21 protein-coding genes are annotated in these 24,330 nt (G+C 42.4%); 14 read left to right on the forward strand and 7 right to left on the reverse strand.

The genetic code is table 11. The annotated features are described in order from the left end of the window. Positions 1-437: 437 nt before the first annotated feature. Positions 438-1,337, forward strand: coding sequence for a DMT family transporter (locus Q0081_RS24175; RefSeq protein WP_298359850.1), 900 nt, complete (start codon positions 438-440; stop codon positions 1,335-1,337). Positions 1,338-1,340: 3 nt separating this feature from the next. On the opposite strand, the gene Q0081_RS24180 is transcribed toward Q0081_RS24175, so the two are convergent. Further along, positions 1,341-3,062 carry a hypothetical protein gene (locus tag Q0081_RS24180; protein WP_298359852.1) on the reverse strand — a complete coding sequence of 574 codons (1,722 nt, stop codon included), beginning with the start codon at positions 3,060-3,062 and terminating at the stop codon, positions 1,341-1,343. Positions 3,063-3,102: 40 nt separating this feature from the next. Then, positions 3,103-4,287 carry a putative sugar nucleotidyl transferase gene (locus Q0081_RS24185; protein ID WP_298359854.1) on the reverse strand — a complete coding sequence of 395 codons (1,185 nt, stop codon included), beginning with the start codon at positions 4,285-4,287 and terminating at the stop codon, positions 3,103-3,105. Positions 4,288-4,477: 190 nt separating this feature from the next. Between Q0081_RS24185 and Q0081_RS24190 the strand changes: the two genes are divergently transcribed. The 11 genes from Q0081_RS24190 to Q0081_RS24235 all read left to right on the forward strand — a co-directional run bounded on the left by Q0081_RS24190 (position 4,478) and on the right by Q0081_RS24235 (position 15,523). Beyond that, a complete protein-coding gene (locus Q0081_RS24190; protein WP_298359856.1) occupies positions 4,478-5,968 on the forward strand; it encodes a tagaturonate reductase in 1,491 nt (496 codons plus the stop codon). An 84-nt stretch (positions 5,969-6,052) separates the two neighbouring features. Beyond that, positions 6,053-6,700 (forward strand): DUF1684 domain-containing protein, encoded by a 648-nt coding sequence (locus Q0081_RS24195; RefSeq protein ID WP_298359858.1) that lies wholly within the window; start codon positions 6,053-6,055, stop codon positions 6,698-6,700. 138 nt (positions 6,701-6,838) lie between these two features. Beyond that, on the forward strand, positions 6,839-7,873 hold the full coding sequence (locus tag Q0081_RS24200) for a DUF4097 family beta strand repeat-containing protein (protein WP_298359860.1): 1,035 nt from the start codon (positions 6,839-6,841) through the stop codon (positions 7,871-7,873). Between the two features lie 217 nt (positions 7,874-8,090). Continuing rightward, positions 8,091-8,951 carry a glucose-1-phosphate thymidylyltransferase RfbA gene (gene rfbA, locus Q0081_RS24205; protein ID WP_298359862.1) on the forward strand — a complete coding sequence of 287 codons (861 nt, stop codon included), beginning with the start codon at positions 8,091-8,093 and terminating at the stop codon, positions 8,949-8,951. Between the two features lie 18 nt (positions 8,952-8,969). Then, positions 8,970-11,192, forward strand: coding sequence for an ATP-binding protein (locus tag Q0081_RS24210; RefSeq protein ID WP_298359864.1), 2,223 nt, complete (start codon positions 8,970-8,972; stop codon positions 11,190-11,192). A gap of 36 nt (positions 11,193-11,228) precedes the next feature. After that, entirely contained in the window at positions 11,229-11,816 is a 588-nt protein-coding gene (locus Q0081_RS24215) for a riboflavin synthase (protein WP_298359866.1), read from the forward strand. A 48-nt stretch (positions 11,817-11,864) separates the two neighbouring features. Beyond that, the gene (locus Q0081_RS24220; RefSeq protein ID WP_298359868.1) at positions 11,865-12,089 is read left to right on the forward strand and encodes a hypothetical protein; all 225 of its coding nucleotides are present in this window, start codon (positions 11,865-11,867) and stop codon (positions 12,087-12,089) included. Continuing rightward, positions 12,083-12,259, forward strand: coding sequence for a hypothetical protein (locus Q0081_RS24225; protein ID WP_298359870.1), 177 nt, complete (start codon positions 12,083-12,085; stop codon positions 12,257-12,259). Before Q0081_RS24220 ends, Q0081_RS24225 begins: the two co-directional genes overlap by 7 nt. 27 nt (positions 12,260-12,286) lie before the next feature. Next, a complete protein-coding gene (locus Q0081_RS31975) occupies positions 12,287-12,472 on the forward strand; it encodes a type II toxin-antitoxin system VapC family toxin (RefSeq protein WP_409034093.1) in 186 nt (61 codons plus the stop codon). A 2-nt stretch (positions 12,473-12,474) separates the two neighbouring features. Beyond that, complete coding sequence (locus tag Q0081_RS24230) at positions 12,475-13,950, forward strand: alpha-amylase family glycosyl hydrolase (protein ID WP_298359872.1); 1,476 nt, start codon at positions 12,475-12,477, stop codon at positions 13,948-13,950. Between the two features lie 58 nt (positions 13,951-14,008). After that, complete coding sequence (locus tag Q0081_RS24235) at positions 14,009-15,523, forward strand: VCBS repeat-containing protein (protein ID WP_298359874.1); 1,515 nt, start codon at positions 14,009-14,011, stop codon at positions 15,521-15,523. An 8-nt stretch (positions 15,524-15,531) separates the two neighbouring features. On the opposite strand, the gene Q0081_RS24240 is transcribed toward Q0081_RS24235, so the two are convergent. From Q0081_RS24240 to Q0081_RS24250, 3 genes are read right to left on the reverse strand one after another with little or no spacing between them, the layout of a single operon-like run. Continuing rightward, the gene (locus Q0081_RS24240) at positions 15,532-16,650 is read right to left on the reverse strand and encodes a hypothetical protein (protein ID WP_298359876.1); all 1,119 of its coding nucleotides are present in this window, start codon (positions 16,648-16,650) and stop codon (positions 15,532-15,534) included. After that, positions 16,647-18,284, reverse strand: a complete 1,638-nt coding sequence (locus Q0081_RS24245) for a hypothetical protein (RefSeq protein ID WP_298359878.1) — start codon at positions 18,282-18,284, stop codon at positions 16,647-16,649. Before Q0081_RS24245 ends, Q0081_RS24240 begins: the two co-directional genes overlap by 4 nt. After that, entirely contained in the window at positions 18,285-19,490 is a 1,206-nt protein-coding gene (locus tag Q0081_RS24250) for a hypothetical protein (RefSeq protein ID WP_298359880.1), read from the reverse strand. 207 nt (positions 19,491-19,697) lie between these two features. Between Q0081_RS24250 and Q0081_RS24255 the strand changes: the two genes are divergently transcribed. Further along, positions 19,698-19,841, forward strand: coding sequence for a hypothetical protein (locus Q0081_RS24255; protein WP_298359882.1), 144 nt, complete (start codon positions 19,698-19,700; stop codon positions 19,839-19,841). Positions 19,842-19,952: 111 nt separating this feature from the next. Then, the gene (rimO, locus tag Q0081_RS24260) at positions 19,953-21,260 is read left to right on the forward strand and encodes a 30S ribosomal protein S12 methylthiotransferase RimO (RefSeq protein WP_298359884.1); all 1,308 of its coding nucleotides are present in this window, start codon (positions 19,953-19,955) and stop codon (positions 21,258-21,260) included. 53 nt (positions 21,261-21,313) lie between these two features. On the opposite strand, the gene Q0081_RS24265 is transcribed toward rimO, so the two are convergent. Together Q0081_RS24265 and nagA are read right to left on the reverse strand one after the other, a co-directional pair. After that, positions 21,314-22,678, reverse strand: a complete 1,365-nt coding sequence (locus tag Q0081_RS24265) for a putative oxidoreductase C-terminal domain-containing protein (protein WP_298359887.1) — start codon at positions 22,676-22,678, stop codon at positions 21,314-21,316. Positions 22,679-22,868: 190 nt separating this feature from the next. Further along, positions 22,869-24,044: an N-acetylglucosamine-6-phosphate deacetylase gene (gene nagA, locus Q0081_RS24270; RefSeq protein ID WP_298359889.1), complete on the reverse strand. Its 1,176-nt coding sequence runs from the start codon at positions 24,042-24,044 to the stop codon at positions 22,869-22,871. Positions 24,045-24,330: the final 286 nt, after the last annotated feature.

Here is a 24,330-nt window from a genome sequence, read left to right on the forward strand (position 1 = left end):
AACTCTTGCAGGATGCCTTCACAAAGGCATCAAAGTCCCTGTCTTTTGCCAGAAAATGGATTGACGATTTTTTGGAATTCTACAATTATTTGTTCCAATTAGTTATGTCCCTATCTATATGTAAGAAATAATTACTCTACAAAATGGTATATTTTTTATAGTTGATAGAGCAACTTACCTAAAAAACCATGACCTGTCAAGTGGCACTGCCGCTTTTTTTACAAAAAAACCGTGAAATGACCATATTGCTCCGTGAAATGACACTAACTATAATGTTCCACGAGGGCAAGTCAAAGACTTGTTATGGCTGCGGGAAAAGTCTTTAAAATAAATTTATTCGCTTTGGTATATTTTGAAGAGTATATCAAAGGCAAAAATTAGGATATGTGTCATTTTGCCACGAAAGCTGTATTTTTGCTTTTCAAAATCGTGCTTTTATGAACAACCCGCCTAAACCTTCCTTTGCTGATTATTTACACCTGCATTTTTTAGTGCTGATTTGGGGCTTTACGGCTATTTTGGGCAAGTTAGTCAATCCCGATTTGTTGCGAATCAGTCTCACTTTTTTTCGGACGCTGTTAGCGGCTATCGGGCTGGCGTTGGTATTGTGGCTGAGAAAAGAATGGAAACGGGTACCCGCACAGGACCGTTGGCAGATGTTGGGCGTTGGGGTGATTATGGGCGTGCATTGGCTCACGTTTTTTGGCTCGGCTCACGTATCAAGTGCCTCGGTGTGTTTGGCCGGCATGTCCACTACGTCGCTTTTTACGGCCTTGTTGGAGCCGCTGTTTTCCCGCCGGCGGGTGCGTCCGTTGGAGATTTTGCTGAGTTTGGTCGTGATTGCAGGACTTTACCTGATTTTCAGGTTTGAATTTGACCAGTCGTTGGGCTTGGGCTTGGCGTTGACTTCGGCGTTTTTGGCGGCCCTTTTTACCATTGCCAACAGTCGTTTTGTGAAAAAACACAACGCGTTGCTGATTACCTATTATGAAATGAACGGCGCTACCTTGGGAATGTTGGTGGGATTAATCGGCGTAAGTTTAATCAGCGGATTGACAACCAAAGAAGTAATTCCTCAGCCCATGGATTGGACTTGGATTGTAATTTTGGCGTCGGTCTGTACCGTGTATGCCTATTCTGCTAGTGTGTATTTGCTTCGTAAAGTGTCTCCTTTTACCCTCAATTTGACCATTAATCTGGAGCCCGTTTATGGTATGGCGCTGGCTTACTTTGTCCTCGATGAGCGCATGACAGCGGGGTTTTATGCAGGTACACTGGTGATTTTATTGTCCGTCATCCTTTATCCTATGCTGAACAGCCGTTTTGCAAGTGTTTGATTTTCAGCGAACTACTTTAGGCCAAATTTTATCCCAACCGGCACGGTCGGCAGGCAGAGGTGCATCGCGCTGAATGTATTTGCCATTGGCATCTACAAGGACACTGTGGGGTACATTGCTAATTCCCCATTCGTTCACAAAAAAGTCGTTTTGAGTTTCGTCTAACTTAATATGCAACCCTCGGCTTTTGCTTTTTACCACTGATTGAATCCACAACTCGTCGGTAGTTTGGTGTTCGCATACGTAGACAAAGGCCACTTTGTTTTCGGGTATAGTGCCTCGCAATGCCTGGGCTTCGGCCAAGGCAATACGGCCTACCTCGTCGTTGGTCCAAAATACCAGGTAGATAGTTTTCCCCTGGTATTTTTTCTTGATTCTATCCCAAATGGTATTGCCATTCGTAAATTCACTGTTTTTAGCCAGAAATATCCCCGACTTGACTTCCAAGGGGTCATTCGTGGTGGCATAATCAATCTGTGAGGTAGCCGAATGTATTAAGGCCGAATCAATGCTTTGTATGTGGTGAATTTCATCCAACGAACGGATATAGTAGGGATTTTTGAGTGTAGGACGGATATGGTTATACCAGATTGTCATTTTTTGGGAAGTAAAATTATTCATATTACTTGCATAAAACACCGTTTTGAGATACTCCAACTCCTTTTCATTATAAGTTGCTCCAAAATTACGACAGTATACTTCATAGATACTGATTAAGCGGAGAGTTTCCTCCTGTCGGTTAAACAGATTACTTAAGAAACTAATATCTTTCGATTTTGCCTTTCCTCCCTGAATAAAACTTTCCAGTTTTAGACTGTCTTCAGTAGATAAATCGGGTACATATTTTAAAATTAAAGCCGATAACTTGTTAACAGCCAATGCGCCTTCGGCTAAATTATGGGTAGTGGCAAATGCATGATTCATAAATTGTTGATAAGAATCTGCTTTGGCAAAAGTCAAAAAAAGCGTGGTGTCCAAATCAGCAGCACCCAACAAGCCTGTTGGTAGAGGCTCTGTACGTTGAGTCAGGAGATTATAAAATTTGGCTTTGGTCGCATCTTCCAAAGACGAAATAACCCACTTGTCGAGCAACGGGTCTTTTGTTGTGAAAAAAGCGCGGTAAAAATCAACTCGACGGTCCTGTTCCAAAGCGGTTTTTTCCCAAAAACGATACGAATTATCGAACTTAGTAGGAGGATTATCAGGGTTGGCCTTGAGCCACTTATTAAAAGCAGTATAAAACTGAGCATGACGGTTGTTGGTGGTGGCCCTGACGCCCCCAAATCGCAGGGGAAGCCCGTTTTTACCCAAAGAATCGACAAAAATGGTAACTTCTACCGTCGCGCCTTTTGTGCCTAAAAATGGCATAACTACGTTGGCATACGTTAGATAACATTCTTCCTGAGGATAAATCAGCGGCATTTTTAATTCAAAACGACCGTCGGGCTGGAGTTGTGCTGTGCGAACAATCTCACGGCTTGACTCTAAAATATTGACTCGCGCCACCGTAATTTCGGGAGCTTGGCGGTATAATTTTAACGTCAGATTTGCCACTTTGCCGCGCACAATCAGCGTGTCTGTTTGGGCATGAACCGCAGTAAAAGAGAGGACTGCCGCTATACAGCCAATGAAAAAGAGAGGACTCAACTTACCCTTTTTATAATAAATCTTGTCCGAAAGCAGATTCCTGCGGAATGACAAAGTTGTGATTATGCTTTTTTTCATTGGTTTGCGAGTACGATTTATCGCTTTAATTTCTGACTACTCACTTCTGACTACTGTTTCGAGTTATCTCAAAAACATGCTTTAACATTTCTTTTTCCGTTTCGCCAAAGGGTTCATCGCGGCGGCTTACTGTTTCGTAGGCTACTTGCAGTGCTTTTTCGATGCGGTATTCGGTAAACCCTTCTGCCAAACCGCCCCAACTGAAGGATGGAATGTGTTTTGCCTGAAAACCTGACCCAAATATATTGGCATTGACGCCTACTACCGTGCCAGTATTGAACATTGTACTGATGCCCGCTTTGGTAAAATCTCCCATGAACAAACCGCAAAAAAGTCGTCCGGTATCTTCGAGCGTATGCGTGGCGTAGCTGTAAAGCTTGACGTTGGTATAGTCATTTTTAAGATTGGAGTTGTTGCAATTGGCTCCTAAGTTGCACCATTCTCCAAGCACCGAATTTCCTAAAAAACCATCGTGACCTTTGTTGCTGTATCCGAATAAAACGGAGTTGCCCACTTCACCGCCAACTTTACAATGATGCCCTACGGTGGTATTCATTCGCATTTTTCCGCCCCAATTAACGGTCGCTCCTTCTCCCAAAGAAAAAGGGCCAATGACTATACTTCCTTCGTTGATGGTCGCATTTTTTCCAATGTAAATCGGCCCGTTTTCGGCGTTGAGAATGGCCGCGTGTATTTTTGCTCCTTCCTCAATAAAAATGTTCTCAGGCGCATAGCAGCGTGTATGCGGGTCGGTAAGAGGTTGGCTCGTTCGGTTTTGAGTGATTGCTGCAAAATCCGCCTTAATCTGGGCGCCATTTTCTCCGTAAATATCCCAAACCTGTCGAATACAGGTGACTGGACCGTTAAAAGCGATTAATTTTAATTCATTTTGGGGAGAAACCACTTCAAACGGCGAGCGGTACGCAATGATAATGTCATTGAAAATCAGGGCTTCTCCCTGTACTAATTGATGAGTTGCGTCAACAATGGCTTGAGTCGCGCACACCGCGCCGTTCAGAAATACATTATCGTTGGCAGTAACGAGCGAGAATTTATGTTGAAGGTAAGGTTCGGTTAAAAAAGAAGGCTTGACGTTCAGAAAATGGGCCCATTTTTCGGTTAGTGTCCACGTACCGCAACGGATTTCTGACACGGGCCGGGTGAACGTAAAAGGGAGGAGATGAGGCCGAATGGCTGCGTCGTCATATAAAATGTAATTGGTCATAAAAATGATTTTAAGGTAAAGATTATTGGATTTTAGGAGGAAATGCCTTCCTGAAAATCTCCAAAATCAATAAAATCTATTAGAGTTTGTAAGCCTTTGGCAGCCACAAAGATAAGTTTTGCGTAAAATTTATTAGGTTTGCCAATACAAACATTTTCAAGCTACCAAACTGTTCAATCCAATATTAACCATGCCGCAACTATCCCAACAAATCGTTGATAGCGAAACGCAATATACTTTTGATTTGCCCGTAAAAGTAATTCAATTTGGTACGGGCGTGCTGCTTAGAGGGCTGTGTGACTATCTGATAGACAAAGCCAATAAGCAACACATCTTCAACGGACGCATTGTAGTGGTAAAATCTACCGCAGGTTCTTCCGATGAATTTGCTGCTCAGGACGGTCTCTACACGGTTTGTGTGCGCGGCGTAGACAATAGTGGACAAACCATTGATGAAGCCACGACAGTAAGCTCCATCAGTCGCGTGGCGTCGGCGCAGGATAATTGGCGGGGAATACTTCAAATCGCCCGGAATCCACATTTGGAGGTCATTATTTCCAACACCACCGAAGTGGGAATTCAATACGTAGAAGAAAACATTTTCCAGAGTCCTCCTCAGTCGTTTCCAGGCAAATTGACCGCTTTTTTATACGAGCGTTTCAGAACGTACGGTGGAAAAAAAGACAAAGGAGTCGTGGTAGTTCCTACTGAATTGATTACGGATAACGGGCTCAAACTCCGCGAATGTGTAGAGAAACTTTCGACGTTCAACGAGCTTGGGAAATTGTTTAACAAATGGCTCAAATACCACGTTAAGTTTTGTAATTCGCTGGTAGATAGAATCGTGCCCGGAAAACCGGATGCCGCTACCCAAGCAGCTTTGGAAGCTAAATTGGGTTATGAAGACAGTCTGTTGACCGTAGCCGAGCCGTATTATTTATGGGCAATAGAGGGAGATGAACGCGTTAAAAAGGTGTTGTCGTTTGAGCAACTTTTTGATAATGTGATTGTAGACGAAGATATATCGTACTACCGCGAGCGCAAGTTGCGAATTCTGAACGGCAGCCACAGCGCAGCGGCCCCTTTGGGCTATTTAAGCGGTTTTGACATCACGTTTCAGTGCATGAACGATCCCGCCATGTCGAAATATTACGAAACGGTAATTTACGAAGAAATTGTCCCTACTCTGCCGTTTGAAGACCAAAAGGAAGAACTTAAATCGTTTGCGGGAGACATTCTGAACCGGTACCGAAATCCATTTATTCAACAAAAATTGATTGGTATTACGCTGCAGCAAACCTCTAAAATGAATGCTCGGAATGTAGCAACCATTCGGCGGTATTACAAGCAATTTGGCACGGTTCCCAAGCATTTTGCTTTAGGTTTTGCGGCCTACCTGCTCTTTATGAAGGCGGTGAAACAGGAAAATGACAAATATTTCGGACAACGCGGCGAAGAATTTTATGTAATTAATGATGAGCAAGCGGCTTATTTCTATGAAAAATGGGAAGGCGTAACGGACGAAACGGTGTCCACTTTGGTACAACAGGTGTTGAGCGATACCAAACTATGGGAAATTGACCTTACCAAATTGGCAGGATTTGCCGACGCCATTACCGGCTATTTGGTAGAAATGATGACCAACGGCGTAAAAGCAACACTGGAGAAAGCCATTCTTTAAATAAATGTAAGACCGGGAAGTAGAGAGTTGGATTGGATTCTGCTCTTTGCTTCCCGGTTTTGTTTTCTAATTCCCTACAAAACGATGCTCAAAAATAAATTTTTACTCGGTTTGATTGTTGTGGTCATTTTGGGCGTGATTGGTACCACTTTTTTTGGAGAAGAAACCACCGTTTCGGATGAGGATTACGTAGCTCAAATCAATCAGGAACGGAAAGACAAAGATAATTTCTTTCGCAACTCGGAGCAGTCGCCGTTTAAGGGCAAGACTGATTTTAAAGGGTTAACCTATTTCTCACCCAATCCTGCCTATAAAATTGTTGCCAAAGTAGTACCTTACCACAGTACAGCTCAAGACAAACGGGTGGCTGTCCCGATGACCGATGGGAGCACAGAAACCTACGAAAAATACGGCTTTGCCGAGTTTACGTTGGCCGGAGAAAGCGAAGCGGCCGAATTGAACGTGTATCGTTTGTTGATTTACAAACACGATAAAGGACTTTCGATTCTGTTTCGAGATGCTACCGCTCCTCAAGAGACCTACGGCGGCGGGCGTTATTTGGACTTTAAGACAGACGATGTAAAATCAGGAAAACTCACCATTGATTTCAACAATGCCTATAATCCTTACTGTGCTTATAATCATACTTTTTCCTGCCCCCTTCCACCCAAAGAAAACACCTTGCCTGTCCGGGTAGAGGCCGGGGAGAAGGTTTTTAAGGAAATGGAATAAGAGATTTTTATCCAATGGATTCTGCTAAAGGCCGCTTCTTTGCAAGCGGCCTTTATTTTTTAGAAAAAAATAGACCTCTATGCAACGTTCGCTGGTTTAATTTCATCTTATCTACAAACCATTAAACAATTACAGTTTATGAAAACATACAGCCTATTTTTTACGCTATTTTTCTCCGCATCTGTACTTTTTGCCCAAAACAGCGACGAAAAACCTTACATGACCAAAACATTCAGCGCAGCTGCTATTAAGGCACTTAACGTACGTACTTCGGGTGGAGGTATCACTGTGGCAGGACAAAGCGGGGAGGCCAAAGTAGAGGTCTATATTCGCTCTAACAATTGGAACGGAAAATCGGAATTGAGCAAAGAAGAAACCGAAGAGCGCCTCAAAGAATATGAGCTAACGATAGCTATGGAGGGCGAAACATTGGTTTGTAAATCAAAACGTAAAAACGAAAACGAAAAATGGGACTGGAAACAAGCCTTGAGTATTTCGTTCAAAATCACTGTTCCTGAAAAAACCGCAACCGACTTAGCGACCAGCGGCGGCAGCATCAAATTGGCGAAACTGTCGGGAACTCAAAACTTTTCAACCAGTGGTGGCAGTCTTCATCTGGATGATTTAAGTGGAGTGGTCAAAGGCCGTACCTCGGGCGGCAGCATTCAATTGGCTAATTGCCATGACCAATTGGATTTGGCTACGAGTGGCGGAAGTATCAAAGCCGATGCCTGCAAAGGTGACATCAAACTCGTGACTTCGGGAGGAAGCATTAATTTGACTCAAGTAGATGGAAATGTACGGGCCAGTACCAGCAGCATCAAAGGCGATAACATTAAGGGTGAGTTAGTAGCTTCAACCTCAGGCGGTTCTATTCGATTAACGGGCGTAGCGGCGGCACTGAAAGCCTCAACCAGCGCGGGAGGAATTGATGCTGAAATCACCTCTTTAGGCAAATACCTTGACCTTTCTACATCAGCGGGTGGAATTCACGTACAGATGCCGCTCAACAAAGGCTTGGATTTGGATTTGCGCGCTAATCGGGTCAATGTAGGCACATTGAATAATTTTAACGCAACCATGGAAAAAGACCGCGTAAACGGAAAATTGAACGGTGGCGGAACGCTCGTTACCATGAGAGCCAGTTCAGGTTCGATTTCTGTGAATGACTGATATAATTTTAAGTCTTCCGCTTCGGCGGTCCGACCTAAGTGGGGAAGCCGCGACGGCCGGGGCCGCCCGTGCGGTACCGTTTTAGATGGGGTTACTTTCAGTTTCCAATAAAGCCCGCCGCACCGACGGGCTTTATTTTTTGTGATGCCTTTCCAAACGAATTGCCTATTTTTGGGAGAATAAAAATAAATAAAAGAAAACAAATAAAGGTTTCGCAATGAAAGGAATCATTTTGGCCGGAGGCTCCGGTACTCGCTTACATCCGCTTACGTTGGCCGTAAGCAAGCAACTCATGCCTGTCTATGACAAACCCATGATTTATTACCCGCTCTCTATTTTGATGTTGGCGGGAATTCGTGAAATTCTGATCATTTCTACTCCGCACGATTTGCCGCATTTTCAAAAATTGCTCGGTGACGGCAAACGCATTGGATGCGAATTTACCTATGCCGAGCAGCCCAGCCCAGATGGATTGGCGCAGGCGTTTATCATTGGTGCAGATTTTATCGGGGAGGATAAAGTAGCCCTTGTGTTGGGTGACAATATCTTTTATGGCAGCGGCCTGAGCAAACTCCTTCAAGCCAACAATGACCCCGACGGCGGTGTAGTGTACGCCTACCAAGTGCAGGATCCCGAACGATATGGAGTCGTGGAATTTGACAAAGACTTCAATGTACTGTCGATTGAAGAAAAGCCTGAAAACCCCAAATCAAACTATGCGGTTCCCGGGTTGTATTTTTATGATAATGACGTAGTTGAAATTGCTAAAAACATCAAACCCAGCCCTCGCGGCGAATTGGAAATTACGGACATCAATCGTGTTTATCTTGAACAGGGCAGATTGAAAGTAGGGGTGCTTACCCGTGGTACTGCTTGGCTGGACACTGGTACGTTCGAGTCGCTGATGCAGGCCGGTCAATTTGTGCACGTCATTGAAGAACGGCAGGGACTTAAGATAGGTTGTATTGAAGAAGTGGCCTATCGAATGGGGTTCATTAATGCAGAGCAACTCCGCGAAATCGCGCAGCCTTTGTTGAAAAGTGGGTACGGGAAATATTTGTTGGGGCTTTTAAAGTAGCACGCACCCGCTTTTGAAATGAGAAACAGCCTGATTGTTTTTTTTCTTTTTTTGTTCAATACTGCCTTCACATGGGGACAGAGCATCATTACTGTTGATAGGCTGCCTTCTGAAGGGTTATTGCTCAATAAAGGCTGGAAATGGAGTGCAGGTGACAATCCGGAGTGGGCTAATCCAGAGTTTGATGACAGCAAATGGATGGAAATAAGCCCCTCACAGGACTTAAGCAAGATACCTCAACTTACTCAAAAAGGAATTGGGTGGTTTAGAGCAACACTGGAGTTCTCCCCCTTAGTGGCGCAGAAACTTACTACGCTGCATATTAGCCAAAGTCTGGCTTCCGAAATTTATATCAATGGCTTATTGGCAAAAAAGATAGGAGTGGTAAGTTCCACACCCGACTCGGTCAAAGCCGTCAATGCTTCCCGATCAGCAGTGATTGGCCTACCCTACTCGGTTAGCTATCCTTTTGTGCAAATTTCGATTCGAGTGGCTTATGAAAGACATAGCTTCTATAATCGAGTAGGATTTACTAGAAACTATGGAATGCGGGCTATTATCACTGAAACTGATAATGCCAATGCCGTCAGAGATAAGATTCGTTATCAGATTTATTACGGTTGGTTTCAAGTGGGAGTGTCTTTTATTCTCACGTTTCTACACCTGGCTTTTTTCTTTTTGTATCCTACCCAACGGGCCAATTTGTACTTTTCGATTACCACCTTTTTTTTAGGAATCGCCTTTTTGTGCATTCCGCTTACACTGAGTTACATAGATTACCTTTCCGGCTACTTCTTAGCGGAATTGATTCAAACCATTTCCTTCCCGATTGCCTACATATTTCTGGTGAGGGCGATTTATGAAATTTACCACCAAAAGACTGGAATCCTTTACTGGATAATTGTCGCTTTTGGTGTTGTAGTGGTGCTTTTACTGTTTACGCCCTATTCGTTGGGGTCAACTTTAGCAGAATTAGGCACGGAGTTTTTAATGACTGCGGAGGTGATTCGCGTTACTGCGTTGGCGTTGCGTCGCAGACAGCCCGGTGCCCGGCTTATCATGATTGGAATGGGCATATCGCTCATTATGTTTACGATATTTTATGCGCAGCTTGTACTGGGGCATTATGATGCGGAAGAGGTAGCGGGGATTTTTGCGTACCAAGCGGCTGTATTGTGTGTGCCGATGTCGATTTCTCTTTATTTGGCCATTAATTTCTCCATTACCAATCGGGATTTGATTGATAAACTTCAGGAAAACAACGCCTTGACCCAGCGTAACCTGGCGCAGGAGTTAGAAAAACAACAGCTTTTGGCCGCTCAGAATGAATTGCTCGAAAGCCAGGTAAAAGAACGTACCGCTCAATTGGAGCAATCGCTTGAAGAATTGAAATCAACGCAAAACCAACTGGTGCAACGCGAAAAAATGGCTTCTTTGGGTGAACTGACGGCGGGAATTGCGCACGAAATTCAGAATCCGCTCAATTTTGTCAATAACTTCTCGGAAGTCAGCATAGAGCTTTTGCTGGAACTGAAAGAGGAACAGGAAAAAGCTCCTGAACAAAGAGATGAAACGATTGAAGGCGAGCTATTTGGTGATATTGAGCAAAATCTTCAAAAAATCAGCCTGCATGGCAATCGGGCTTCGAGTATTGTCAAAAGTATGTTGGAGCATTCCCGTACCAGCCTTGGCAATGCAGAACTCACGGATTTGAATGCACTGATTGACGAATATTTATTGTTGAGTTATCACAGTTTTCGGGCCAAAGACAAGAACGATTCGACGACTCGATTTAACGCAACCATGTTCAAAGAGTATGACCCAAACGTGGGTAAAATCAAGGTCGTTGCCCAAGATTTTGGTCGAGTTGTACTCAATTTGTTCAATAATGCTTTTTATGCCGTGAATCAACGTGCAACAGCCCCCTTACCCCCAATGGGGGAGAGTTATAAACCTACCGTTATGGTTAGTACACGGCGCATAACTCCCCCATCGGACGGTACGCCGCGCGGAGCGGGGGGGGCTGTTGAAATTCGAATCAAAGATAACGGAACGGGTATTCCCGAAGCGATTGCGGCAAAAGTTTTTCAACCCTTTTTTACTACAAAACCAACCGGGCAGGGAACGGGCTTGGGGCTGTCTCTAAGTTATGATATTGTCACCAAAGGCCATAACGGAACCCTTGAACTCACTACCAAAGAAAATGAAGGCACGGAATTTATCATTACAATTCCTGCCTAAGTATTTGTTGATCAGATGTTAATTTTATTTACTCTCATGTTTACAGGAATCGTAGAAACCACCGCCGAAGTGGTCGAAATTATAGCAGAAGGTACAAATCTTACTTTTAGATTGCGTTCTTATCTCGCCCCCGAACTCAAAATAGACCAAAGCGTGAGTCACAACGGCGTTTGCCTGACTGTGACGAGCTTAGACCAAGACTCTTATACCGTAACGGCCGTGGATGAAACCCTAAAAAAGACGAATCTTGGGCAATGGAACTTGGGTACTAAAGTAAATGTCGAGCGCTGTATGCTGGCGCACGGTCGCTTTGATGGACACATTGTGCAAGGCCACGTTGATCAAACGGGTATTTGCACATCCATTGAAGAAGTGGGCGGCAGTTGGTTGTTTGATTTTAAGTACGATGCTTCGGTCGGCAATATCACGGTAGAAAAAGGCTCAATTTGTGTAAATGGCGTAAGTTTGACCGTTTTCAACTCGGAAGATGATGGTTTTCGGGTGACGATTATTCCCTACACGTACGAGCATACGAATTTTCATCAATTGAAAGTCGGAGACGTTATCAATCTGGAGTTTGATATTTTGGGGAAGTATATGCAGAAGATTTTGGCCAAATATTGAAAAATCACAGCAGATAAAAAGCTATATTTGATAAAACAATTGCGATTTATGAATGCTATCAGTGATTTTATAGACGTGAAAGAGCATACGATTACGTATTCACTTCCGCCTGATTTTGATGCTAAAAGAGTACAGATTATTATTCTTCCAATTGATGAAGAGAACGGTACGCTTACCAAAAAAAATCGTATTCGTGGTCTTAGAAAAAGTATTTCAGGAAAAGAGGCTGAACGATTGGAGGCGCATGTTAAAGAAATAAGAGAAGAATGGTAACCCGTTATTTAATAGATACCTCTATTGCAAGTAAATATTTAGATGGATTTCTCTCTGAAAAAGGATTTGATTTTATGGATTCAGTTTTTGAGGTAGAAAGCAACATTTCGATTATTACAAAAATTGAGTTATTGAGTTGGGTGACCGAAGAAAAAAGCCTTTATCGGTAAATTGAAATTTTTGCTGAAGATTCAATAATTTACCCGCTTTCTGATGAGATAGCTTCGAGAACGATTGAACTTAGGCGCAAGTACAAATTAAAAACGCCTGATGCTATTATCGCTGCAACGGCTTTAATACATAAATTGACACTACTTACTGACAATGAACGGGATTTTAAAGCAATCAAAGGGCTAAAAATCTCTAATCCTAATCGGCTATAATTTTGCCTAATCACCCTCGCATCTGTTACGAAATCTTTGTTCGCTCTTTCTGCGATTCCAATGGGGACAACATTGGTGACCTTAACGGTATTACCTCCAAACTGGATTATTTGCAGGATTTGGGCATTGAAGCCATTTGGCTGACGCCTATTCAGCCATCCCCCAGTTATCACAAATATGATGTGGTTGATTATTACGGCATTGACCCTGAATACGGCACCTTTGATGATTTTAAAAGGCTGATTTCTGAGGCTCATGTGCGTGGCATTTCGGTCATTATGGACTTGGTCATTAATCATACAAGCGCCAATCACCCTTGGTTTCAGGAATCAAGAAAGGGCAAAGACAATTCATACCGTCCCTTTTACACTTGGAAAAGCCCCGAAGAAATCGAAGCGTTGGGGATTGCTACGCGTGAAGTGACGCCCGATACCTGGGACCGTAATCCGTGGCATCAATGGCCCGGTAATTCAGAAAAATACTATGGATTGTTTTGGAAAGGGATGCCCGACCTTAATTGCGACCATCCGCCCGTTCGGCAGGCAATTTATGAAATCGGTCGTTTTTGGCTTGAAATGGGCGTAGATGGATTTCGTTTGGATGCCGCAGGCCACATCTATTCGGAATGGGAAGAGCATAAGAATTACGACTTTTGGGAAGAGTTTCGTACTGAAATGCAAAAAGCCAACCCAAAGGTCTATTTGGTGGGAGAAGTTTGGAATACTGCCGAAAAAATAGCCCCTTATTTCAAAGGCCTGACGGCCAATTTTGATTTTGACCTGAGTTTGGCCATTCAAAAAATTGTTTCGAAAGAACGGGATACCGTAAAAATAGCGGCTCTACTGGCCAAGAATCGAGCTGTTTTTGCCCAAACCAATCCGCGATTCATTGACGCCATTATGCTTACCAACCACGACCAAATACGCATTGGAAGTATGTTGAAGGGGAATATCAATCGCCTTAAAGTGGCTGCCAATCTGTTGCTGACTTTGCCAGGGCAACCTTACATGTACTACGGCGAAGAAATCGGGATGTTAGGAAAAAAGCCGGATGAATTTATTCGGGAGCCTTTTTTATGGGATTATCGCCAAAATGATCGGCAACGCGCTCGGTGGATGAAACCTAAGTACAGTAAAAGCAAAACGGTGGTACCGTTGGTAGGTCAGGTCAATGACGCTGATTCTCTGTTTAATCATTACAAACGCCTTATTCATTTCCGAAAATCAAATCCCGTTTTGGCGAATGTACACGGGGCTATTGAAATTTTACCCAATACTGACAACCGAATCGTGGCTTTCAGCAGGAAAGTATCCGACCGGGAAGTATGGGTCATTCATAATCTTTCAAGTGAAACGTTGACTTATACGGCCCTTTACATGCCCAATGAACTTCTTTTCAGGACAAATGAATTGACTCGGTTTGTAAAAATAGATCAACTTTCGTTGGCTCCTTACAGTTGTGCGGTGTTGGGGGATTAGGTGTAAACTTTGCAATTCCATTCATTGCCCGTAAGTTTGGCTTTTATTTCCCAAACCTATGATGCTTCGCTCTGCGTTTTTTCTTTTATTTCTCTCCATTGTTAGTTTTTTGGTAGGTTGTAAAAAAGACCCTGCCCAACATGAAGCGTTGGCACGGCAGCATTGTGGTGGCTGTCATTTGTTTCCCGATCCTAATTTATTGCCTAATAACGTCTGGGAAAAAGATGTACTTCCTTACATGGCTTTGCGGTTAGGTTTGGATGACGATGTAAAGAAAATCCGAAAACTGAACGCGAATGACCTCAAGGTAAAAGCGCAGAAACCCCTGATTTCAAAAGAAGACTGGCAAAAAATAAAAGAATATTATTTGGGATTGGCTCCCAAACGGCTTACGCCGCTTGCTCCTTTTCAGAAGGCAGCATTGATTGAAAAACAGTTTGAAATTCGCCCTTTGTTTTCGCCCATTGAACAGGAAATGGCCAACGTGACCTGCGTCCGAATCGACGAGGTCAACAAAGGCGTTTATGTAGCGGATGAAGTCAATAATACCGTTTGGCTGATGGATGCCGCAGGTCAGCCCGTTAAACGCTTTGGGGGGCAACCTGCCGTGAGTGATTTGCAGTTTTTGGATGCTTCTCATAAAAATCTGTTAGTCACTTACATTGGTGAAACCGTCAAGGTAACTTACAATGCCAACGGTTACGCGCAAACGGTCAATATGGGTCAAAAAAGCGCCAATAACGCTTCGTTGCTGCTGACTAAACTTCTCCGTCCTACACAAACGCTTCAACAGGATTTGGATAAAGACGGTCAACCTGAACTCATTACCTGCGAATTCGGCGTATTGGAAGGCAGGTTTTCCGTATGGAAGAAAAATGCGGGAGGAAACTACGAAGCTACAGTGTTGAGTGCTACGCCCGGAGCAATGCATACGGTGGTGGTGGATTGGAACAAAGATGGTTTGCCCGATTTAATGACCCTCTTTGCTCAAGGAGATGAACGAATCGTGTTGTATCTCAATAAGGGCAATCTGAATTTTGAGGAAAAAATACTGCTTCGTTTTCCACCCGTTTTTGGATCCAGCTATTTTGATGTGGTTGATATTAACAAGGACGGCCGATTGGACATCCTGTATACCTGCGGTGACAATGCGGACTATTCAATTCTTTTTAAGCCATATCATGGACTGTATATCTTTGAAAATCAAGGAAAGGAGCAGTTTCGGCAACAATTCTTTTACCCCATCGACGGTGCTTATAAAGTAGCTCCCGCTGATGTGGATGCCGATGGAGATTTGGATTTGGTCAGCATTGCGTTTTACGATGATATTGACACCAACCCTCAAACCAACGTGCTGTATTTTGAAAATCAAAAAGGAAAATTCAAGCCGTGGTCTATCCCGATTGGTCGTATGGGCCGTTGGCTTACGTTGGATACCGGCGATATTGACGGAGATGGAGATATAGATTTTGCGTTGGGAAGCCACCCATTGGGCCTCACACCCGGACGGATGCGCGGCACATGGGCTCACAACGGACTGATGGGAGCTTATTTGTTGAATTTGAGGAAATAAAGGGGCAGCTAAACCAAATCTTCAAAAATTAACGTATCATTTTCAAAAATAAAAGAAGCGATCTTTTTATTAGGTAGAGTTCCTGCTTCGACATAGCTGTTATAGATACGACCATCTCCGTTTTCATTCAAAACTGTGATAGTAAATGGTACTTTGGTTTGTTCTCTACTTTTGAAGAAATGTACTTTAATAATATGTCTTCCCACAGGCATACTATCCCAATTGATATTTTCTTGTGGATTACTTACCGGTTCACCACCTGCATTTTTGTCTACATCTAATTCACCGATTACACCCTGATATTCAACTACTTTATTTCCATAGAAAATTTTACCATTGGGAGTTTCTATGTGTAAGTCTAAATCATCGGTTGTGTTCCAAGCTAAATTAACTCGCAGTTTTCCTGCTGTGCCTTGTAGTGGCTCGTCACGCAAAAAGGTTAACCGATTTAGTTGTTGTTTTAGCGTTTCTTCGGTTAAACTATCAGTGGTTTCACGTAGTTTTCTTTGAGTTTGCTGAATGACAGAATCAAAAAGACGCTCTTTTTTTTCTTTGGGTGATTCTTCAACTTTTACAAACTCAATATCATTTTTGAGATTTATCTCTCTTTTCTTGATAAACCTTAAAACTTCTTGAAAATCAATGAATATAACATATAGAATCGGGACTTCCCCGAGACGTAATGTGCCATACCTTATTTGTTTCTCTTCTTTTCCTAGGTCTTTAAAAATCTGTTTATATGGATAGTTTTTGAGGTTCTTTTTAACCCTATCCATTCTATTATAGTACGTCGTCAAATCCCAATCAAAAGAAATAGAGTATCTGGGCTTAAAGATGATTTTTCCTTCATTATCTTTCCTTATTTCTTTGATTAACTCAGCATAGACGTAGTTTTGAACATAATTGTCTTCTTTCTGAAACTCCATCTCTGTTTTGAGTCTATCGGCATCCAAAGCCTCGAAGTTCTCAATGCCCAACTCGCCACTCGCTCCCTTTTTGTCTTTGAAGAATACTTCTAAGATAGGCTGAATAAAATGCTCATTTACCTCCTTCCGCATTTGGGGGTGAAGGGCCAATATAGGGTTAAAAGGGCTGATGACATTATTGGAAGCGTTATACTTTATCATACGGCATAAAGGCTGACGTAGTGTTGCTGTAAGATATTGAAATTGATTTTACAAACCTTAATCTGTGATTTTCTGAATTCTTCGCTTGGCGTATCTAACACCTTTTTTGATGCGTCAAAATCAAGGATTTCGGAATAATGAGGAATCCAAAATTCACTTTCAGTTTGCGTTTCTTCGATATTTTGTTGAATCGTCCACTCATAAATCAACTGTTTCTGGATGTCATCTTTAATTTTATTCTCTCCTTTTTCATCAACTACAAATGATCTATAATTTTGATAGTCAGATTCTTTCATGTATTTGTAGTCAATGATTTTAAGAACAATTTTTGCCAAATTTGTTTCAATTGCATCTGCATAGTTCAGCTCGTTATATACATATTGTAATAATCCTCTTTTTAGAGACTCGTAATTAGTACCATATATTGGTCCTTTTTGTAAATGGTAGTCTAAAATTTGTTTGCATCTGTCAAAAACCCTTTTGGGTAATTGATTGAATAGTATTTTATATCCCCATTCACGCCCTTGTGTGTTAGTAAGAGATTCTTTTGTGTAAAGTTTTTCTAATAGAATTTCACCTCTAAAATCAACTAATTCCAAGTAAACTAAATCAGGCCTTAATTCTCTTGGGGGATTGCGGCTTGTATCATTGATTTTCAAGATAAAGGGACTGTTTCTGATACCATCACGTAACCATAATTTGCCATTAATATCTGCAAACAAGATTTGGAGATTTAAATGACTTTGCAACATATATGTTTGACACATATCCTCCCAAACATCATAAAAATTGCTGATGCCCCAAAAAATACCGTCAGTATCATCTGTTTTCTCGCCATATAAAAACGATTCTACGGCATCGTAGAAATGCCAGAAATCTTCGTCCTTGTAAACTGTTTCGCTTTCGATATCTTCTAATTGTATTCGTAATACACGCAAGGTTTCAGCAAACGTAATCTCATCGAAAAGGCTACTATCCGGTTGTAAATGATGTTCTTTAAAGGTTTCAGATAACTCAAATGCTTTGTCGGGAACTGTATCTAACTCTCCCAACTCTTTCTTGAGTTCGGTGTAGATAAAGCTAAACAGTTGAAGAATAGGTGGGCTACTTTGTACTAATACATTCTTGGCGATGGTCATTTCATCTAAATAAATAACATCGTTTTCTAAGTAAGTGGCTTGATGCAAATAGCGGTGAATTTTAGAATAGTCTATATCGGTGGTACGAACTTGCTTTTTCTCCAATGATGATATTTTGAGTTCGTCGTAGCCTTCCAAAATCTTGTCGATGGCATTAAGTTTGCCGTAAAATACAGTCTGTTCTTGATTTTGGTTCACAAAACTAAATCCGTTCTCAAACTCATAGATTCCGTCTCGGTCGGTTTTTCGTTCTTCTTCATTCAAGCCTTCCACCTTCCGAGATAGATAAACTTTAAACGTACGGTACATCTTAAAAAAGAAAGCCTTGGTTGTTTCGTAGTCATGGTTGGGGTTAAAATCATCAAACCCCAACGGAAGCCAAAACTCTAAACGGTCAGAGCTGGATTGGCTACGTTGAATTCCAACAAAGGAATAATGCCTCCGACCGTGTTCTTCGTCGGTTCTTTTAAAATCTATTTTTGAGAGGTCAAACATCTAACGGTTCAGAATTTTATCAACAAAGTTTTCAACTTGTTCTTTGCGAGTAAATTGCCCAAAAGTTACTATTTCGCTCTCAGCTACACCCAATAAATCAGCCAAAGGCTTTTTGTTGTTACTAAACACACTATCCCACAGGAAAAACATCAGCTTATTTTTCAAATGTTCTTCAGTGATAACCTCTTCATTAATAAAACGATACCCGATTTGCTTGTCCTCAATCTTGCGTATGTCTTTGTGCTTACTGCGTATGTACTCGTTCAGCTTATCAACAAAGTCAACCCATTTACATTTTGCCGTTTCAGCTTTGTATAGAACTACTGTTCGTTTCTCAACTGATTTTTTCTGGTCATCATCATCAATATCTACAAATTCCCAATCCCATCGCCTTTTGAAAGCATTATCCATGAAATAAATGGAATTATCGGAGGTGTTCATGGTGGCAATTACATGTAAATTAGAAGGGATTTTAATTTTGTGTTCTTGTATAAAAGACTCAGAGTCAATTTCTTGGAAAATAAAAGACTGGTAGTCATTGAATTTTTCTGAAGTGATTTGCTTACCAGAATATAGATATTCATCTTTTGACAGTTTAGAGTTACTTGTATCTACAAAAGTCTTATTTTGAAAAGACATCTCTTTAATAAGCCCACCCCTAAATTCTAATTCTGAAATTACTATCGGATAGCTTGACCAACCATTACTGTCTCGATCCAAGAGTTGAAAGACTGTACCGAAAATAGCACCTGAATTACCTCTATTGATTTCATCAATAACTAATAGTACGTTTTTGGTTTTTTTTCGTGTGATAGCCTCTAAACGATTATCAAGTTGATTAGCTTCGTCAGTTGAAAATGCCTTTTTCGCTGTTTTTCCAATTTCTTTTTTAAACTCTTCTTCTGCTTTTTCACGTTCTTCTTCTTGTTCCAGATAGGTAGCAATTATGTTTTTATAAGCTTGAGCAAGTGCTTTTAAGAAATGACCAGAATAAAATTTATACTCAACTTTACCGCTATCATTTGTCAAAGGCATCAGTTTTCCCATGAAGTCACCATAAGTATATTCAGGATGAAATACGGAAGGTATATAGTTTACACTGTTAATTTCGATGCCTAACTCTTGAGCGTATGTGCTTTTGATTCTATGGCTTTTACCAGTGCCAGGACTGCCAAAGAGTATTTTTTGAATTGGTTTTGTATTCATTTCGAGGTGTTTTCATTAAAGTCGCAACATACAATTGAGCAGCAATAAAGTACAATTTCAATGCTTTTTTAGAGATATTATAAAAAAGGAGGTCATTTATCAAAACATGCGTAATACTGGGCTTTAAATTTTCCATTTCCGAACTTTGTTTTCCAAACTTGGTGTTCTTCAGAAGGGTTTTATTAATTTTGTGAAAAATAAATCGCTATGAGCGAGCAAGGAAAATATCAGCGGCTGAAAGAAATTGCTTTGCGTATTTCTGAGGATAAAAAAAATATCCATGAAAAAGGCGTAGAACAAGCCGCAAAAGAGCATGGTATCAAGTTTGTCGTCCCTCCATCCTTCAAGTAAGTTTTGCCTCTCTCTAAATCCATTCTGATATACTTTTATAAGCACATTTATCCATTTTTGCGGATAATAAAAGAAGCTTTACCCAAAGCAGGTGAGCCGTACAAATAACAAATGAAAACCAAAGGAACCAAGAAAAATAAAGTCAATATCGTGACGCTGGGTTGCAGTAAAAACCTGGTCGACAGCGAGAATATCTTCACTCAACTCAAAGGCAACGGCTACAACGTTTCGCACGAATCTAAAAAAGATGACGCCAGCATTGTGATCGTGAATACCTGCGGATTTATCGACAACGCCAAGCAGGAATCCATCGACACCATTTTGCGCTATGCCGATGCCAAAGATGCCGGTTTGGTAGATAAAGTGTACGTAACCGGCTGTTTGTCACATCGCTACAAAGATGAATTGGCGCTTGAAATACCAACCGTAGATGCGTGGTTTGGCACCAACGAACTGCCCCGTTTGCTCAAAACCCTCAAAGCAGATTACAAACAGGAACTGGTAGGCGAACGTCTGTTAACTACTCCCGCTCATTATGCCTACTTAAAAATTGCCGAAGGCTGCGACCGTCCCTGTAGTTTTTGTGCCATTCCGCTCATGCGCGGCGGACACGTTTCGCGTACGATTGACGATTTGGTGATTGAGGCAAAATCATTGGCGCGTCGTGGGACGAAAGAACTGATTTTGATTGCCCAAGATTTGACCTATTACGGGTTGGATATTTATAAAAAACGCAATTTGTCGGAGTTATTGAACCACCTTTCTGATGTGGAAGGCATTGAGTGGATTCGTTTGCAATACGCTTATCCGTCGGGTTTTCCGATGGATGTGTTGGATGTAATGCGTGAGCGTTCCAATATTTGTAAATACCTGGATATGCCGCTTCAAAGTGGCAGTACGGAGTTGTTGAAATCGATGCGTCGTGGGATTACGCGGGAAAAAACAGAGGATTTGATCAAAACCATCCGCGACAAAGTGCCCGGTATTGCGCTGCGTACCACGCTGATTGCGGGGCACCCGGGCGAAACAGAAGAAATCTTTGAAGAAACATTGGAATTTGTGGAGCGCACGCGTTTCGACCGTTTGGGCGTATTTACGTACTCGCACGAAGAGCAAACTTTTTCGCATACCATGCCCGATGACATTCCTGCGGAAGTAAAACAACAACGCGCCGACGACATTATGGCCGTGCAGCAAGATATTTCATGGTCGTTGAACCAAGCCAAAATCGGAAACACCTATAAAGTGCTTTTTGACCGAAAAGAAGGCGGCTTTTTTGTGGGAAGAACACAATTTGATTCCCCGGAGGTAGATAATGAAGTATTATTGCCGGCAAGTCAGTTTGTGCGTCAGGGTGATTTTGCCAACGTAAAGATTACCAATGCCGAGGAGTTTGATTTGTACGGAGAATTGGTGTAAATAAAAAAAGACTTGGAAAGTGTTTGAAACTTTCCAAGTCTGAAGCTTCGTCTTTACTTCTTCGCTTTCGCCAATTTCAACGCTTCGGTCGTTGTATAGTATTTAGAAATCATATTAGGAACTTCCCAAGCCGGAAGTTTACCTTCTTTCAAAAATTCCATGTATTTCTTAGCCACCTGCGCAAAATGTGACTCGTGGCCCGTGTCGTATTTCTTCGGTACTGTCACTTCCCAGCCTTTGTCATTTTTCTTCAATTCAATGCCCGGATAGGCTGCCTGTGCTTTCTTGAAGGCTTCGGCTACCGCTTTTTCGTAGGCAGGAGTCGCATTCAAAGGCTCAATGTACAGCACCGGTTTAAAGTTTTGTTCTTTACCCTGACGGATAATTAGATTAGCTTTGCTGCCTTTCATGATCGAATAATGCGTGTCGCCCGTTCCTTGCGGTGCCTGAAAATTCCAGATCACCGATGCCCGTGCGTGAACGCCTTTCAACGTGTAATCAATCTGCCCGTTGGCATATACTTCCAGGTTGTTGCCTTTCATATCCTTTTTCAAATAATCGGGATAGCTATCGCTTTTTGTGACCAACTTAAACTGTTCGGGGGTCAATGTTGTGGCGTTGTGCGTGGCCGACAAAAACTTTATATCTTTTTGATAATCAATGGTCTGATTGGGGAAGCAACTCCACTGGATCAAATCGACTAAGTGCGTAGTCACGTCTACTATACCTTCGCCCTGTTGATTTACGTCAAAAAACCAACTTGGTCTGATAAGCGGTTCGCCCGATACGTATTTGAAAAAATGGTGAACACTTTCTTTGGTCACGGCGGGGTCTTGAGGAGTGCCTTTTTGTAAGGTACCGAACAAGTCAGGCAATAAAGCCAACTCGCGTTGGAGTGCGTTGGTGATTTCGTAGCGCTCGGTCATGATGTCGTAGAGCAACACGTTATTTTTTTTCGCCTGCGCAAACGCCTCTTTCAATAATGAAAACCCGGCAGCGTCTATAGCCATGGGCTTATCGGCCAATACGTTCAGACCCGCATCCACCGATTTTTTGATGTAATCGGTCTTCTTTTGGTTATTTCCCGCCAAAATGACCAGATTTCCCGCTTTTTTGGAAAGCATCTTTTGGAAAAAATCGGGTCCCGTGTAAACTTTTTCATCCCATTGGGTCGGGTCTTCGGGGCGGGAGTTGTATTTTTTGATTTTATCCAGATACGATTCCACATCTGGACCTTTGGACGCATACACGTGTACGACGGGGTTGACGTTGTCGTAAGGGGTATTTTGCACCAAGGCCGCGTGGAAATGCCCAGGCTCCAATACAATCAAACTGACTGATTTATTTTTTTCTTGGCCCATGACGGGGAGGGTTAAACTGCTGATGGCTAACAAACAGCCTAAAACGCGTGCTTTCATAAATGCGTATTTGCGGGTAGGTTTTTGGTCAAATAAGCACTCATTGGGTATTATTTACTTGCAAATGACGCTTCTTTTGAATGCCTTGGTCAATGAAGTTTGTCAATGTTTTATGAAATGTATTTTAATCGCAATGGACGCGATGGTTTTACGCAATGGGCGCAATTATGGCGTCTATAGCGGATAAGCTTTATTTAGAGTAAATCACTTTTCCCCCAACCATCGTCCTACTAACATTGATATTTTCATCAAAAATCACAATATCAGCGTCTTTTCCTTTGGCAAGGGAGCCTTTGCGGTTGTCCAGTCCCATGATGCGGGCAGGCGTGGTGCTTGCCATGCGCACAGCTTCCAAGAGCGATACGTCAGCCATATAAACCATGTTTCGTACCAATCGGTCGAAGGTGGCTACACTGCCGGCAAAGGAAGTACGATCGGGCATTTTGGCTACGCCGTCTTCGATGATGACTTTCAGCCCGTTTTTCAGCGAACCCAACGTGCTTTCGCCTTCGGGCATTCCAGCACCGCGCATGGCGTCGGTGATGAGGGCGGTGCGGTCGGCCCCTTTGATTTTATAAATGAGTTTGAGCAACGGTGCGGGCAAATGAATACCATCGCCGATGATTTCAACGTCTAAATCCAACAAAAAAGCACTTTCAATCACCCCCGCGTACCGAAACGCATTTTTGCGCGTTACACCCGACATGGCTGAATATAAGTGGGTTACGAGCGAATAGCCGTTTTCGTACGCCGCCAACACATCGTCATAAAACGCATCGGTATGGGCGATGGCTGCCAAAATACCTTTTTGGCGCAACCGTTGTCCGAACGCAATCGCGCCTTCCAATTCGGGCGCGGCACTCCACCGTACAATGGACGACGAATGACTGAGAATTTCTTCGTACTCGGCCGGGTCAGGATTGCGAATGTAGCGCGGGTCCTGCGCTCCCCGTTGGCTTAGGGCGAAATAAGGACCTTCTAAATGGATTCCGAGAAAAGCTGCACCTTTGGTATTTTGACGATTGGCGTTTTCGTAGACGTCTAACGTTTGCAGTAAATCTTCCTTTTCCGCCGTCAGCGTGGTTGGAACTAAAGAAGTGGTGCCGTATTGGGCGTGGAGTTCTGCTATTTTTAAAAAGGCTTCTTCTGTTCCGTCCATGAAATCAAAACCGCCGCCGCCGTGGACATGGATGTCAATGAAGCCCGGCGCTATGTATTGGCCTTTTGCATCCATTTCGGTAGCATCGGGCACTTCTGCATTTCCTTCATGGACGCCTAAAATCTTTCCGTTTTCAATGACAACCGTTCCGTTTTTGATGGCGCGGAAGGGGGTAAGGATGATGCCGTTGGTTATTTTGATTTTCATAGAAAAATAGCATAAATGCTTTGGTATTGAGCGCTTTAAACGTTTTGCTTTGGGGCTTGTGATAAACGCAAATCATCAAGTTTCGCTCCTGATTTTCTCTATGTTTAGTGTCAACTCATTTGGTTTTGGAAAACTCGTTGGTAAAAGATCAATTCTAAAAGGAAGTGCAGGTTAAACGCACCTAAATGGTGTTGTTTTTAATAATATTGAGCAAGTACTGGTCATTCCAACCTGCTTTTTTACGCCTTTCTTTGATACTATGCTTGTCATTTTGCTGTTGTAATAG

The organism is Runella sp. (genome assembly GCF_027484545.1).
GTDB lineage: Bacteria > Bacteroidota > Bacteroidia > Cytophagales > Spirosomataceae > Runella.